Annotated in this window: 15 protein-coding genes; 5 read left to right on the top strand and 10 right to left on the bottom strand. The window is 41.3% G+C overall.

Annotation, left to right across the window (positions count from 1 at the left end; genetic code table 11):
* The first annotated feature begins 83 nt into the window (after positions 1–83).
* A complete protein-coding gene (locus NPE20_RS19300; protein ID WP_256540338.1) occupies positions 84–335 on the top strand; it encodes a hypothetical protein in 252 nt (83 codons plus the stop codon).
* 1 nt (position 336) lies between these two features.
* On the opposite strand, the gene NPE20_RS19295 is transcribed toward NPE20_RS19300, so the two are convergent.
* Both NPE20_RS19295 and truA read right to left on the bottom strand, forming a co-directional pair.
* Positions 337–2,148 carry an ABC transporter ATP-binding protein gene (locus tag NPE20_RS19295; RefSeq protein WP_256540337.1) on the bottom strand — a complete coding sequence of 604 codons (1,812 nt, stop codon included), beginning with the start codon at positions 2,146–2,148 and terminating at the stop codon, positions 337–339.
* 8 nt (positions 2,149–2,156) lie between these two features.
* Positions 2,157–2,936 (bottom strand): tRNA pseudouridine(38-40) synthase TruA, encoded by a 780-nt coding sequence (gene truA / locus NPE20_RS19290; RefSeq protein WP_256540336.1) that lies wholly within the window; start codon positions 2,934–2,936, stop codon positions 2,157–2,159.
* Between the two features lie 78 nt (positions 2,937–3,014).
* On the opposite strand from truA, the gene NPE20_RS19285 reads away from it, so the two are divergent.
* Complete coding sequence (locus NPE20_RS19285) at positions 3,015–3,482, top strand: DUF4293 domain-containing protein (protein WP_256540335.1); 468 nt, start codon at positions 3,015–3,017, stop codon at positions 3,480–3,482.
* Positions 3,483–3,484: 2 nt separating this feature from the next.
* On the opposite strand, the gene NPE20_RS19280 is transcribed toward NPE20_RS19285, so the two are convergent.
* The 3 genes from NPE20_RS19280 to NPE20_RS19270 are packed head-to-tail and all read right to left on the bottom strand — an operon-like array spanning position 3,485 to position 4,946.
* A complete protein-coding gene (locus NPE20_RS19280; RefSeq protein WP_256540334.1) occupies positions 3,485–3,787 on the bottom strand; it encodes a type II toxin-antitoxin system RelE/ParE family toxin in 303 nt (100 codons plus the stop codon).
* Positions 3,780–4,031 carry a hypothetical protein gene (locus NPE20_RS19275; RefSeq protein WP_256540333.1) on the bottom strand — a complete coding sequence of 84 codons (252 nt, stop codon included), beginning with the start codon at positions 4,029–4,031 and terminating at the stop codon, positions 3,780–3,782. Before NPE20_RS19275 ends, NPE20_RS19280 begins: the two co-directional genes overlap by 8 nt.
* A 39-nt stretch (positions 4,032–4,070) precedes the next feature.
* Entirely contained in the window at positions 4,071–4,946 is an 876-nt protein-coding gene (locus tag NPE20_RS19270) for an alpha/beta fold hydrolase (RefSeq protein WP_256540332.1), read from the bottom strand.
* 301 nt (positions 4,947–5,247) lie between these two features.
* Here NPE20_RS19270 and NPE20_RS19265 point away from each other — a divergent pair, with 301 nt between their 5' ends.
* Positions 5,248–7,104 (top strand): DEAD/DEAH box helicase, encoded by a 1,857-nt coding sequence (locus NPE20_RS19265; RefSeq protein WP_256540331.1) that lies wholly within the window; start codon positions 5,248–5,250, stop codon positions 7,102–7,104.
* Positions 7,105–7,208: 104 nt separating this feature from the next.
* Here NPE20_RS19265 and NPE20_RS19260 read toward each other — a convergent pair whose 3' ends face one another.
* The 5 genes from NPE20_RS19260 to NPE20_RS19240 all read right to left on the bottom strand — a co-directional run bounded on the left by NPE20_RS19260 (position 7,209) and on the right by NPE20_RS19240 (position 12,030).
* Positions 7,209–7,529, bottom strand: coding sequence for a hypothetical protein (locus NPE20_RS19260; RefSeq protein ID WP_256540330.1), 321 nt, complete (start codon positions 7,527–7,529; stop codon positions 7,209–7,211).
* 58 nt (positions 7,530–7,587) lie between these two features.
* Positions 7,588–7,932, bottom strand: a complete 345-nt coding sequence (locus NPE20_RS19255) for a hypothetical protein (protein WP_256540329.1) — start codon at positions 7,930–7,932, stop codon at positions 7,588–7,590.
* 29 nt (positions 7,933–7,961) lie between these two features.
* Positions 7,962–8,969, bottom strand: a complete 1,008-nt coding sequence (locus tag NPE20_RS19250; RefSeq protein WP_256540328.1) for an NAD(P)H-dependent glycerol-3-phosphate dehydrogenase — start codon at positions 8,967–8,969, stop codon at positions 7,962–7,964.
* A 254-nt stretch (positions 8,970–9,223) separates the two neighbouring features.
* Complete coding sequence (locus NPE20_RS19245) at positions 9,224–10,561, bottom strand: efflux RND transporter periplasmic adaptor subunit (protein ID WP_256540327.1); 1,338 nt, start codon at positions 10,559–10,561, stop codon at positions 9,224–9,226.
* A 26-nt stretch (positions 10,562–10,587) separates the two neighbouring features.
* Positions 10,588–12,030 carry a TolC family protein gene (locus NPE20_RS19240; protein WP_256540326.1) on the bottom strand — a complete coding sequence of 481 codons (1,443 nt, stop codon included), beginning with the start codon at positions 12,028–12,030 and terminating at the stop codon, positions 10,588–10,590.
* Positions 12,031–12,117: 87 nt separating this feature from the next.
* Between NPE20_RS19240 and NPE20_RS19235 the strand changes: the two genes are divergently transcribed.
* The gene (locus tag NPE20_RS19235; protein WP_256540325.1) at positions 12,118–12,738 is read left to right on the top strand and encodes a polysaccharide deacetylase family protein; all 621 of its coding nucleotides are present in this window, start codon (positions 12,118–12,120) and stop codon (positions 12,736–12,738) included.
* A gap of 285 nt (positions 12,739–13,023) precedes the next feature.
* Complete coding sequence (locus tag NPE20_RS19230) at positions 13,024–13,296, top strand: hypothetical protein (RefSeq protein ID WP_256540324.1); 273 nt, start codon at positions 13,024–13,026, stop codon at positions 13,294–13,296.
* Position 13,297: the final 1 nt, after the last annotated feature.

Below are 13,297 nucleotides of genomic sequence, written 5' to 3'. Positions count from 1 at the left end.
ACGAAGCAATCTCCGAACTTTGCATGGCATGACGGGGTTGGATTAAGCTATAAACAAAACAGTTTTTCACCTGTTATCCCACTATGACAAAACCTGCAAACGACCGCGACAAACCATCTCCATCTGATACCCCTACCCACAGGCCTAATGATAAGGGGCATAAAAGTGTAGTGAAGAAAGAGGATAAGCAATACCATGCCGATGAACCTGAACAAAAAAACGTGGCTAAGTATTATGAAAACAGTGAACAACCGGTTCACCCGGTGAAAAACCCACCCAAGAAAGATCAGCCCGACGCGTCTGATGATGACGCCCGCAGATTGGAATCGAAATAAATTATTCTAACGGCTTAGCAATACCCGCCGAATTAAACTGCAGATCGTACAGTTTGCGGTAATAGCCGTTATCTATCCGCAGCAATTCCTGGTGGGTACCCATTTCTTTAATCTCGCCGTGGTCAAGCACTATTATCTTATCCGCATTTTGTATGGTAGATAAGCGGTGGGCAATAACAATGGCGGTACGGCCCTGCATCAGCTTGTTAATGGCATTCTGTATCAGCAATTCTGTTTCGGTATCTACCGATGATGTGGCTTCGTCCAACACCAAAATAGCAGGGTTATAAACCAAGGCGCGGATAAAAGAGATCAATTGCGCCTGCCCGGCCGAAAGGGTTGCGCCACGTTCCATCACGTTATAATCGTATCCGCCGGGTAAACGTTCAATAAACTCGTGCGCGCCAACATCTTTTGCTGCCGCGATAATTTCTTCCCGGGTGATCTCCGCATTATTCAGACTGATATTATTACCTATTGTATCGGTAAACAGAAAAACATCCTGTATAACCGTAGCTATTTTTGATCGCAGATAATCTACTTTGTACTCTCTGATATCCCGGCCATCAACTTTAACCTCGCCTTTACCAATATCGTAAAAACGATTAAGGATGTTTATGGTAGATGACTTACCCGCGCCTGTAGCACCAACCAAAGCCAGTGTTTCGCCGGGGTTTACGTGGAAGTTGATATCCTTCAGTACCCAGTTTTCGTCGTTATAGGCAAACCAAACATTGTTAAATTCTATCTCGCCCTGTAATTCTGCCGGTGCGAGCTTGCCGTTATCGGTAGCCACCTCGTCGGTATCCAGTACTTTGAAGATCCTGTCGGCACCAACCATACCCATTTGCAGGGTGTTAAATTTATCAGCCAGTTGGCGTATTGGACGGAAAAGCATGTTCAGCAAAACAATAAAGCCCGTTATCACACCCGGCGTAATACCATTTGGCGATGCCGATAACGCGTGCATTTGCTGATCGTTCAGGATCCGTTTGCAGCCATACCAAACCAGCAGGGCCATACAAATAGCAAACAAAATTTCAACCACCGGGAAGAAAATGGAATAGTACCAGTTAGAGCGGATGTTAGCGTCGCGGTATTTCATATTCACCGCCTTAAACTTGCGCATCTCCTGCTCCTCGCGAGAGAAATACTGAATAATGCTGATACCGCTAATATGCTCGGCCAAAAAGGTATTTAAATGTGCCACCTGGGTACGCACTTCCTGGAAGGATGATTTTATAGCTTCTTTAAATACATATGTTGATGCAAAAAGCAATGGCATAGGTATCAGGGTGATGAGGGCCAGTTTCCAGTCCTGCCAAAGCATGTAGCCTATAACAGCTATCACCAGCAGCAGATCGCCCATGATGGAGATCAACCCTTCCGAAAATATATCGGCGATGGTTTCCAGATCAGATACGGTACGGGTAATAAGCATCCCGATAGGTGTGCGGTCGAAATATTTTAAGCGCAAACTGGTGATATGGTTAAAAATATCAATCCGCAGGTCGCGAATTACCGATTGACCGAGCGAGTTTGTTAAATAAGTTTGATAATACTGCGCAACGGTTTGTACAACCAGCTGCGCTATCATCAGCCCAACCATAAACACAAGGCCGTTATAGTCGTTACCCAAAATATCTTTATCCAGTGTTTTTTGAATAAGGATAGGCTGCACCAAAGCAATGGCCGCCAAAAAGATGGTGAGAAACGCTGCTATGATGAATTTGCCGTTATACGGTTTCACATAGTGCATAACCCTGCCCAGTAATTTCCAGTCGAGCGCTTTACCTGTAACTTGTGATGCCATTTATCGAATTATTGATTTAGTGAATTATTGATTTCATCTAAATACGGATATTTTATCTCTGTTAAATACAAGCCGCAGGCGGGTACGCTTGTACCTGCATTACTGCGGTTTTTACTTTCTATTATCTGGCGGATAGCTTCCGGCTGCATATCGCCTTTGCCTACCATAAGCAATGTACCCACAATAGCCCTAACCATATTACGTAGAAACCTATCGGCAGATATATGAAAAACTATGCCATTTGCTGTTTCTACCCACTCTGCTTTTGCAATTTTACAATTATTGGTCTTAACCTGCGTATTAGATTTGCTAAAACAGCTAAAATCTGTGTATTCCATGATAATTGCCGCCGCCCGGTTCATCAAATCTAAATTTAGCTTATCGCGCAGCAACCACGAATACCCGTTCAAAAACGGGTCCTTTTCAAAGTGGATATGATATTCATAAGAACGCAAAGTGGCATCAAACCTTGCATGCGCATCGGCATGTATGGGGATGATATTTTTAATGGCGATATCATAGGGAAGCAGGGCGTTTAAGCTGCGTTTATCCATGGTCCATGGTCTATGGTCCATGGTCTCAACATCCAGGTGCATAAAATATTCTTTGGCATGTACCCCTGCATCTGTTCTTCCGCAACCAATAATTGCCATGGGTTGGCGCAGCAGTATGGTAAGGGCTTTTTCAAGCAGTTCCTGCACCGTTACGGCGTTTGGCTGTATCTGCCAGCCATGGTAATTGGTGCCATCATAAGCCAGTTCAATAAAATATCTTTGGGTGTTTGCCACGTGGCAAAGTTAACATCATTTACGATTTTAGATTTACCAATTACGATTCTATCTTTGTCGTAACTCATAATCAACAAAATGCTACAAAGAATCCAAAGTATATACCTGCTATTCGCTTCTATAGTGCTGTTCGCGCTATTCCTTTTCCCATTGGCACATAACATTTTTGTGGATGGCAAACTGGTGAATGTAACCGTAACCGGCATCTACGAAATTGTTAACGGGGAGGACAAACAATTACAACCCTTTTTGGCGCTAACCATTATTACGGTAATAGCGGCCTTAATACCGCTTGTGGTAATTTTCCTTTACAAGAACCGCAAACAGCAAATAGCATTATGCTATGGCGCTATATTATTGCTGATTGGTTATAGTTTTTGGATGGCGCAAACCGTTAAAAAAGTTGTAGGCCCTATCACGCTGGAATATAAAAACATGGGTATTGGCCTGTTCCTAACCTCGCTGAGTATCATCCTTATCATCTTTGCTGTAAAAGCAATTCAAAGGGATGAGAAGCTGGTAAAATCGGCAGACAGATTGAGGTAATATTAAATAATCTTTTTCAACTTATCTGGATTTTGGCGGCTGTCAAAAATTGAAAGAACTTTAATATTTTTTGATGTTTCAATAAAGTAAAGGGTATTATGTTTTGTAACTATACTTCGCCTTATACCCTTGTTTTTATTAACTATGGTGTAAATTTCAGGGGCTTCTGACAGCAGAACGAATACTTTTTCAAGACGGAATAAAAAATGCTTAGCGACCTTAGCACTCCAATTGTTGATTAAATAATTAACTATACTATCAATATTTGACTTTGCTAATGGAGTTAAAATAACTTCTTTAGCCATTTAAACCATATTTTTCGCGTGTGCTCCTTATCACTTCTGCTGCAGGACTTCCAAATCCGGCCTCTGCTTGTGCTAACCCTACACTAATTTGCTCTTGTTGATATTGTGGTAAGTTATCCCACTCCTCCATATTATCCAATCCATTAAAATAATTTAACATCAAACCGTACAGTTGTTTTATCTGGGCATCATCTGCATGATCTATCTTTTCGTGTAATTCGTTTTTCAGTTCTGCAGTACTCATATTGCTATCTCCTATACTCAAATATACCAAATTTATTTTTTACCTAAACCTTCCGTACTTATCTATCTTCCTGAAGGGTTTGACAAAAAAGTCGCCAACTACCTGATTAAACATATCCTTATAAACTACCGGTGTACCATGGCCCGAGTTTGGCAGTATCCACAGGTATGAATTTGTTATGGCTTCGGCTATGGCCACAGTGTGTTTGGTTACTATTACGTCGTGGTCGCCGCCTATTACCAGCGTTGGGCAGGTTATCTTCTTTAATGCTTCTAATTTAATATGTGGCTCGTAGGATAAAAGATGCATCAATTTAAGCTGATTCTTCATCTCGGGCGTTGGATTTTTCATCCGCTTTAATGAGTCAACCCCTTTAATATTAATGTCCATCATCATTTTATATACAAACGGATCAACCGCGGTGCTATCCGGCCATAAATTGGCGCCTGTTACTGCCAGTTTTTTCACCTTGTCGGGATGGTTCATGGCCAGTAATAAGCCTTCTATTCCGCCGTCGCTCCAACCTATTACATTGGCGTTTTTTATCTTCAGGTGCTCCAGCAGCGCATTAAGGTCGTCGCTGATCATCTCGTAGCTCAGCGAGTCGGCATGGTCTATGGTTTTACCTTGTGCCCTGCTATCGGCCAGTATCACCTGGTAGTTTTTAGCAAAATAAGGGATCTGGTATACAAAGTTTTTGATGGATCCCGTGTTGCCATGTATAATTAACAAAGGTTCGCCTTTGCCATACACTTCGTAGTACATTTTAATACCGCGCAGCTTGGCATATTTACCTACGGCTTTATTGCGGCCATACAGGGTAGTATCCATGTCTTTTTCAAAAGTTTGGGCAGAGCATACCGAAGTAGTTAACAATAAAATAAGCGATGTGATAAATGGTAGAGATAATTTCATTTTTTGCGATAGTTACTGATGGTTAAAGGTATAAATAATAGCCAAATTGTAATGGAGCGTATAAAAGCTATTGCTGTTATTTAACCCATTTTTTCAAGCGCTAAAAACCGTCAATTGTATAACACACACTAAGGCCAAAACCATTAACGTAAAAAACACATTGATTTTTAGCAAGTTACGGCAATACGAATCTTTAATTTTGCCATTATTACAAATAATAAAATCAGCATTTGAAATGCGGAATATTAGTTGTACTTTTGCACCCGATTTGGCGATGTAGCCAAATACGTTATTTTAATTCATGAACCCATTTATTAATCTGGGAATCCGTCATGATATTGTTAATGCCATCTCTGAGTTAGGATTTGAAAATCCTACACCAATCCAGGAACAGTCAATTCCGGTATTGTTAACAGGCAGCAACGATTTTGTCGGATTAGCCCAAACAGGGACCGGTAAAACAGCTGCTTTTGGACTGCCGCTATTAGAACTGCTCGATTTCGAAGAAAATCATCCGCAGGCGCTTGTTTTATGCCCAACACGTGAACTTTGTTTACAGATCACGAACGACATTAAGAACTACGCCAAGCACATGAACAACGTTAATGTTGTTGCCGTTTACGGTGGTGCAAGCATTCAGGATCAATTACGCCAAATTAAACGTGGTGTACAGATCGTTGTTGCTACCCCGGGCCGTATGCTTGACATTATTAACCGTAAAGCGATCAATTTTTCGCAGGTTAAGTTTGTGGTATTGGATGAGGCTGATGAGATGCTCAACATGGGCTTCCAGGAAGACATTGACAGTATCTTATCTACCACACCGGAAGAGAAAAAAACATGGCTGTTTTCGGCCACTATGCCTTCTGAAGTTAGAAGGATCGCTAAGAAATACATGACCGACCCTTTCGAGCTTACTATGGGCGAGAAAAATACAGGTAATGTTAATATCGACCACGAGTACTACGTTGTACGTGCCCGTGATAAATATGCAGCCTTTAAACGCATTGTTGATAACAACCCCGAGATTTTTGGTATCGTATTTTGCCGTACCAAAATTGAAACTCAGGAAATTGCTGAATCACTTATTAAAGACGGTTATAATGCCGATGCTTTACACGGTGACCTTTCACAGCAACAACGCGATAAGGTGATGAAACGCTACCGCGAACGCAGCCTGCAATTATTAATTGCTACAGATGTTGCCGCACGTGGTATTGATGTTAATGATGTTACACACGTTATTAACTACTCGTTACCTGATGAGATAGAAAATTACACCCACCGTAGCGGCCGTACAGCCCGTGCAGGTAAAACAGGTGTATCTATCGCTATCATCAACAGCAAAGAACTTGGTAAAATTCGCCAGATAGAACGCACCATAGGTAAAAAGTTTGTAAAAGCTGAAATACCTACAGGTTTTGATGTTTGCGAAAAACAATTGTTTGCCCTTGTACATAAAGTACATAACGTAACAGTTAACGAAGCGCAAATTGAGCAATACATCCCTCGTATTATGGATGAGTTTAAAGATCTTGAAAAAGAAGAAGTTATTAAACGTTTTGCATCATTAGAGTTTAACCGCTTTTTAGATTATTACAGTAATGCTCCTGACCTTAACGCTCCTGCAGATGATTTCCGCAGAGATGGCGAAAGAGGCGAACGCGGTATGCGCGATGCAGGTGGCAAATCAGAATATACTCGTTTGTTTATCAACTTAGGTAGTGTTGATGAGTTTAACCGCGGCGATTTGCTGGGTTACATTTGCAACAACTCTAAAATAAGCGGACGCACTGTTGGTAAAATTGATGTTAAAGGTGTTTACTCTTTCTTTGAAGTAAGCAACGGCGATGTTGACCAGGTAGTGAACAATTTTAAAGGCGTTGAATTTAAGGGCCGCGAAGTTAGGATAGAAATATCTGGCGAAGGCACCAGCAGCAGCCGCAGTGGCGGTGGCGAAAGACGCGAAGGTGGTTACCAAAGACGCGAAGGCGGCGGCGGTTACAACCGCGACAGGAATAGTGGTGGTGGCGGACGCCGCGAAGGTGGTTTTAACAGGGACAGGAATAGCGGCGGCGGCAACAGCGGCGGCGGTGGTTTCCGTGATTTCTCTGGCAAACCCCGCGAAGAGCGCCCGGAACGCCGCAGAAGATTCTAATTAGTTAGTTTCATAAGAGCTTCCGAGTAGTTAACGGAAGCATAGTTTTAGTTTAGTTTTGTTTACAAAGCCTCTCGTTTGTTTATCATCCGGGAGGTTTTTGTTTAACGGCTAAATTCAACCACAAGCGAGTCGGGATACAGCAAATTCATCTGGTGCTCGTCCAGTTTTTGTATTACAAATTTGGTGTAGGGCTGGTTACCCTCAAACGAGGTAAAAATGGTATCACCTTTTGTAAAATAGTCTTCGGCGTTTTGCTCATCGCCGTCCATAATAAACTTCTTATCGGTTATTTTAAGGGTAACATTCGCATCTTTTGATTTCCAGCTACCCCTAATTTTGGTATTTGACTCTTTTTTATCGCAGGCAGCAATCAGCATAAATGCCCCCAGTACCGGCACAAATATTAAGTTGTATCTTTTCATTTTCATTGCTGATAAGGTAATAAAAAAGCACCTGTTTTGCAGGTGCTTTAATAAAATATTATTTAACAGGTTTATCAACCAGCTGGGCTTTTGGCACATAAATGTGGCGGCCCTTTTTATTTACGTAATAGTAATAAGAGTTTTTATCGATATAAATGGTTTGGCCCTGCGGGCCTACCTTGGTATCATACTTTTTATCAGACACAGCCGATGCGCCTTTTGAGGCCACCTCTGCTGTTTTATTCCCTACTGTGCTGGCAGCTTTTTTGGTTGCATGCCAACCCTTTTTGGCCGTAGTGCCCACCTTTTGGCCTACTGTAGTGTCTTTATGCGTTTGGCCGTAGCTTACTGACGCTGCAAATAACGATGCAGCAAACATTGCCGATTTAAATAGCTTTTTCATCTGGCAGTTTTTTGTTTAGTATATAATAACTAACTCAATTTCTCTGCCAGTTTCTGCATTTCAATAGTTGGGGAGCTTTTTTTGTATAAAATAGCATAAACAGCCTCGCAAATGGGCATATCAACCTTGTACTGCCTGTTTACCTGGTGTAGGCAATTTACTGCATAATATCCCTCTGCTATCATGTTCATTTCCAGCTGTGCCGATTTTACGGTGTAGCCCTTCCCTATCATATTACCAAAAGTACGGTTACGGCTAAACTGCGAATAGGCGGTAACCAGCAGATCGCCCAGGTAGGCCGATTCTTTTATGTCGCGGTCTATAGGGTGCACTTCGTCAACAAAACGTTCCAGCTCGCGGATAGCATTTGATATTAACACCGATTGAAAATTATCGCCATAACCCACACCGTGGCAAATACCACTGGCAATGGCGTAAACGTTCTTTAATACTGCACCATATTCGGTACCGTATATATCGTCAGATACTATAGTTTTAATGTAGCGTGTACTCAGCATTCCGGCAAATTCGGCCGCCAGTTCCGCATCCTGCGATGCTATGGTCAGGTAAGAAAGTTTCTCTAACGCCACCTCTTCTGCGTGGCAGGGGCCGCTAATTACCAGGAAATGATCAAAGGGCACGTCGTAGTTCTCATTCAAAAATTCGCCAATGATCTTATTCTCATCGGGTACTATGCCTTTTATGGCCGATACTATTTTCTTGCCTTTTAAATCAGTGGGGGTTATACCTTCCAGGGCTTCTTTTAAGAATGCCGCGGGTACGTTTAGCAGTATATAATCTGCACCCTGTATAAGCGATTTAAGATCGGTAGATATGTTTTGTGCCGGTACTTTTATCCCAACCGAACTCAGATAATTAGGGTTGTGCCCAAATTTGCGAATGTGCTCTACAGCTTCACCGTTGCGCATCCACCAAAAAATCTCTTTTTCGACGGTGTTATCGGTAAGCATTTTAATATTAGCGGTGGCCCAGCTTCCGCCGCCCACAACAGCAATTTTGTTTTTTTGCTTAAGCATTAAGTAGTAAATGTCCCAGCCGGTAATTGGTTTTCCCGGTGGTACAAATTAATGAAATATTATGCGAAAAGATGAAAGGTGTTTTAGAGAAAGGATGGAAAGAATAAAGACAAAAGATAAATATCATGCTGTCAACAGATCTGCAAAGCGGCTAATGGTTCGACAGGCTCACCATGACAGGCCCACAAAACCAAAAAAGGACAAAGGCTTTTAATCCTTTGTCCTTTTTCAGTAAGTTTTTTATCTAAAAAGGTTTATTTCTTGGCATCGCCACTAAATAGCTTCGATTTATCTACCTTCTCAACTATCATAGCATCTTTCAATGTTTTTGATATAGCCGCGAACGGTGCCGATACAACTTCTTCGCCACCTTTCAGGCCCGATAGTATCTGGATATAGGTATCATCCTGTATACCGGTTTTAACTTCAACCTGTTTTACTTTATTCCCTTGCAAAACAAATACATATTCTTTTGAAGGTGCGGTTGTTGTAGTTTTCTTATCGTCTTTTTGTGTATCGCCTGTTGCCGGGGCAGGTTTTTTCTCGTCGCGGGTGGTAACCGATTGGATAGGTACCGATAATGCTTTTACGTGGTTGGTTTGTATATCAACCGTAGCCGTTAATCCCGGGCGGAAGGGTGAATGGTTGGCTGCATTCTTTTTAAGCAGATCAATATATGATTGCGCCGTAATGCGAACTTTCACTGTAAAGTTTGTAACCTGATCAGCATTGGTACCTACTACGTTGGCAGAGCTACCTATTTCAATAACCTCACCTGTAAATTTCTTACCCAAAAACGCGTCAATCTCAATTTGCGACTGGTTGCCTATTGCGATACGGTTAATGTCGTTCTCGTTCACATCAACATTCACATCCATTTTGGTAAGGTCAGATATGGTCATGATCTCGGTACCGGCAAACTGTTGGGTACCTAAAACACGCTCACCCTGCTCTATCGACAATTTTGATACCACACCATCAACCGGTGCGTAGATTGTTGTTTTAGCCAGGTTATCCTGCGCTTCTTTTACTGATGCCTGTGATTGCTCTAAACCGTATCTTGAACCTACCACGTTTTGTTTGGCTGCTTCAAGAGATGCTTTTGCACCTTCATAGTTAGCTTTAGCTTGTTCAAACTCGGCTACTGTAAGTACTTTTTTATCAAAAAGTTCCTTGCTGCGTTTGTATATCGATTCCTGGTTGATAAAAGTAGCTTCGGATTGTTTTAGCATTTGTGATGAATTACCCACACTTGCTTTTTGTGTATTGTATGAAGCCACCGCGCGGTCATACCCAGATTTTAAAATATCCGGGCGGATACGGCATAACAGCTGGCCTTTTTTAACCACGTCGCCTTCTTTAATTGGCAGTTCAACCACCTCGCCAGATACTTCCGGGCTTATTTTAACCTCTACGTGTGGTTTTATTTTACCACTGGCCGATACTGTTTCGTTTATGTCGCGGCTCTCGGCTTTTTCAACAGCAACCTGCGTTAACTGCGGCTTGCCTATTATACCGGTTGCCTTGCCTATAATTAATAGGACTATAAGTGCGCCAAGGCCTATCAGAATATATTTAGTAGTTTTTCCCATGATGATTTTCAGGATTGTTTTTGTGTTTAAAGTGTTATAGGGTTTCCGAGATAATAGTCAATTACTTTGCTTCTGAACACAACTTCGTATTGTGCCTGTATCAAGTCAAATTGCGACTTGTTTAAGTTGGTTAATGATGTGTTGTAATCAAGCGAGTTCACCAAACCTACATTATACCTTTGTTGTATTACATTAAAGGCATCTTTATTGGCATTATAAGTTTGCAGGGTCGACTGGTATTTTTTGTCGGCCGCTTTTACATCCCACACTGCCTGGTATATAATTTTGCTTAAGTTGTTCTTAGCCAGTTGCGCGGTAACAATAGCGTTCTCGTTAGTAATTTTTGCTTTACGTACTAAAGTGCGCGAGTTAAAGCGGTTAAAAATAGGGATCTGCAAGCTTATCCCTACCGACTGGTTAAAGTTATCGCTTAGTTGCTTACCAATAGGATAATGCAATATAGGCGCGCTGTAATTTGGCACTACAACAGCATTGCCGCTATTTTGTACAAAACCTACTGTATCTACTCTGCCGGTGGCAAATGGCGCACCCTGTAAACGGCGTGCATCAGAATAATTTGTACCTACCTGCCCAAACAATACAACACTTGGGAAGTAGTTACCTCGTGCAACTTTAATATCCTGCTCGGCAGCTTTTTGCCTTATTTCCGCAAGTTTTACGTCGGGGTTAACGGCTAAAGCGGTTTGTAAAACAGTTTCGGCGTTATAAAGGGTGTTTACATTTTTAAACTTGCTGATATCCGGTTTCTCAAAAGTAATATTTGTTGCCGATGGCATCTCCATATATTGCTTTAAGGTGAGTATCGATAATTCTAACTGGTTTTCGGCATTGGTATAATTCAAGTCGGCAGTTGATAGCGATGCTTTTGCCTGCGATAGATCTGCCTGGGTTTGGTTACCTACATCAAAGCTTTTTTGAGACCTGTCTAATGTTATTTTGGCGATATCAATTTGCTGTTGTGCTGCGGTAACCAGATCCTGGTTTGTTAATATTTGCAGGTATTGGGTAACTACATTTAATATAAGGTCATTCTTAATTTTAGCTGTATAGCTGCGGTCCGCGCCAAGCAATAACTTATTCTCTATGATCTGGTTACGTAATTGCCCGCCTTGAAAAAGGGTTACCTGCGAACTAAGGGTACCGTTCAATGCAAAAATACGCTGATTGGTAAACTGGTTGGTAGAAGGGTCAATATTACGGCCAAAGTTAAATGAAGCCTGTGGGCCTGCAGTTAAATTTGGCAGCATGTTATATTTAGATTGCTTTAGGTTCTCTTCTGATAAAGCCTCGCTGAATTGCGCCTGCTTTATAGTTAAGTTACGTTCAAGAGCAAGGTCTATGGCTTTTTGCAGAGTAATAACTTCTTGTGCTTTTACAGTTAAGTTAACTGTTGAAAGTAATATGATGCAAGCAATAGTTACTTTTGTGATCTGTAAGTTTAGTTTCATAATAAAATGTATACAATTGTAAGTAACTGGTAATTACTTTGCAAGCTCTATTTTGTGTTAATGGTAAAACCTTTATAAGTTTATTAAATGTACCTGGTAAAAACCCCCTGGTTGCTTAAAAAATTATACCCCGAATTAATTTGGGATGCTAAACCAGGTGCCCGTTGCATTTATTTGACTTTTGACGACGGCCCTATACCCATTGTTACACCGTTTGTGTTAAATATTTTAAAACAGCACAACGCAAAGGCCACATTTTTTTGCATTGGCGATAACGTAAGCAAGCACCCCGATGTATTTGAACAAGTAAAAAAAGACGGCCACGCTATTGGCAACCATACTTTTAATCACCTTAAAGGCTGGGCAACCGACAGCCAAACCTACCTGGAAAATTTTTTACAGGCTGACAAAATATTGGACACCCCCCTGTTTCGCCCGCCGTATGGGCGCATTAAAAGGGAACAGATAAAACTACTAAAAAATGCCCGTCCCGACCTTAAAATAATTATGTGGGATGTACTAAGCGGAGATTTTGACTTGAGCCTTAAGCCCGAAGAGGCTTTAAAGAACGTATTAAAGAATGCGCAGGATGGCTCCATAGTATTATTCCACGATAGTGTAAAAGCATTTCATAAGCTGGAATACGCATTGCCTTTGGCAATGGAGTACTGGAGTAAGGAGGGGTATGAGTTTAAAAGTTTGGGGTAACTTAATATCTCTTAAAGTTTTCCCATTTTTGATGTCATGAGCCAACACCTTCCAAAATCGCAGATATTTTTTAAGATCATCCTATTGGTGATGCTATTGTGCGTATTTTGCTTTACTGTCGGCCAATTCATTCCCATATATTTTACTTTCCACAGCTTTATTATTCCTTATTACTTTACATTATTTGCAGTTACCGTTATTACTGTCACAATTACCTCTGTCCACCAACTTTATTCGCCTCAAAAAAAGAATCGGATTGGCACAACCTTTTATACCGTCTGCATAATGTCTTTATCTATTTTGATTTTTGGGTTTATTACCTTAACAAAGATTTTGGCGGTATGGGTTGATAGGGGTACATTATATTATCAAAAGAACAACCCGGAGGTAAAAATAGTTAGTCGCTATATAGACCTGGGGGCTGGTGGTGGTGGTACAGAACCCGGCGATTATAAAATTGTACTTAAACGGCCAATAACTCCTTTTTTTAAATTGGAAACTTCAGTAGATACAAATGCCATCGACAAAAGCGATTGGATAAAAGAGGGTTACAAATAGA

This window comes from Mucilaginibacter aquariorum (genome assembly GCF_024498135.1).
Classification (GTDB): Bacteria; Bacteroidota; Bacteroidia; order Sphingobacteriales; family Sphingobacteriaceae; genus Mucilaginibacter; species Mucilaginibacter aquariorum.
Note: the sequence above shows the minus strand (reverse complement) of the source record. Positions and strands in the feature narration are given on the sequence as shown.

What these genes read in the sequence shown, in the direction of transcription:
- NPE20_RS19260 (WP_256540330.1), bottom strand. Translation starts at nt 7,529, where the DNA reads ATGAAAAGATACAACTTAATATTTGTGCCGGTACTGGGGGCATTTATG.
- NPE20_RS19295 (WP_256540337.1), bottom strand. Translation starts at nt 2,148, where the DNA reads ATGGCATCACAAGTTACAGGTAAAGCGCTCGACTGGAAATTACTGGGC.
- NPE20_RS19275 (WP_256540333.1), bottom strand. Translation starts at nt 4,031, where the DNA reads ATGAGTACTGCAGAACTGAAAAACGAATTACACGAAAAGATAGATCAT.
- NPE20_RS19245 (WP_256540327.1), bottom strand. Translation starts at nt 10,561, where the DNA reads ATGGGAAAAACTACTAAATATATTCTGATAGGCCTTGGCGCACTTATA.
- NPE20_RS19230 (WP_256540324.1), top strand. Translation starts at nt 13,024, where the DNA reads ATGTCTTTATCTATTTTGATTTTTGGGTTTATTACCTTAACAAAGATT.
- NPE20_RS19300 (WP_256540338.1), top strand. Translation starts at nt 84, where the DNA reads ATGACAAAACCTGCAAACGACCGCGACAAACCATCTCCATCTGATACC.
- NPE20_RS19265 (WP_256540331.1), top strand. Translation starts at nt 5,248, where the DNA reads ATGAACCCATTTATTAATCTGGGAATCCGTCATGATATTGTTAATGCC.
- NPE20_RS19240 (WP_256540326.1), bottom strand. Translation starts at nt 12,030, where the DNA reads ATGAAACTAAACTTACAGATCACAAAAGTAACTATTGCTTGCATCATA.
- NPE20_RS19255 (WP_256540329.1), bottom strand. Translation starts at nt 7,932, where the DNA reads ATGAAAAAGCTATTTAAATCGGCAATGTTTGCTGCATCGTTATTTGCA.
- NPE20_RS19270 (WP_256540332.1), bottom strand. Translation starts at nt 4,946, where the DNA reads ATGAAATTATCTCTACCATTTATCACATCGCTTATTTTATTGTTAACT.
- NPE20_RS19285 (WP_256540335.1), top strand. Translation starts at nt 3,015, where the DNA reads ATGCTACAAAGAATCCAAAGTATATACCTGCTATTCGCTTCTATAGTG.
- NPE20_RS19280 (WP_256540334.1), bottom strand. Translation starts at nt 3,787, where the DNA reads ATGGCTAAAGAAGTTATTTTAACTCCATTAGCAAAGTCAAATATTGAT.
- NPE20_RS19250 (WP_256540328.1), bottom strand. Translation starts at nt 8,969, where the DNA reads ATGCTTAAGCAAAAAAACAAAATTGCTGTTGTGGGCGGCGGAAGCTGG.
- NPE20_RS19235 (WP_256540325.1), top strand. Translation starts at nt 12,118, where the DNA reads ATGTACCTGGTAAAAACCCCCTGGTTGCTTAAAAAATTATACCCCGAA.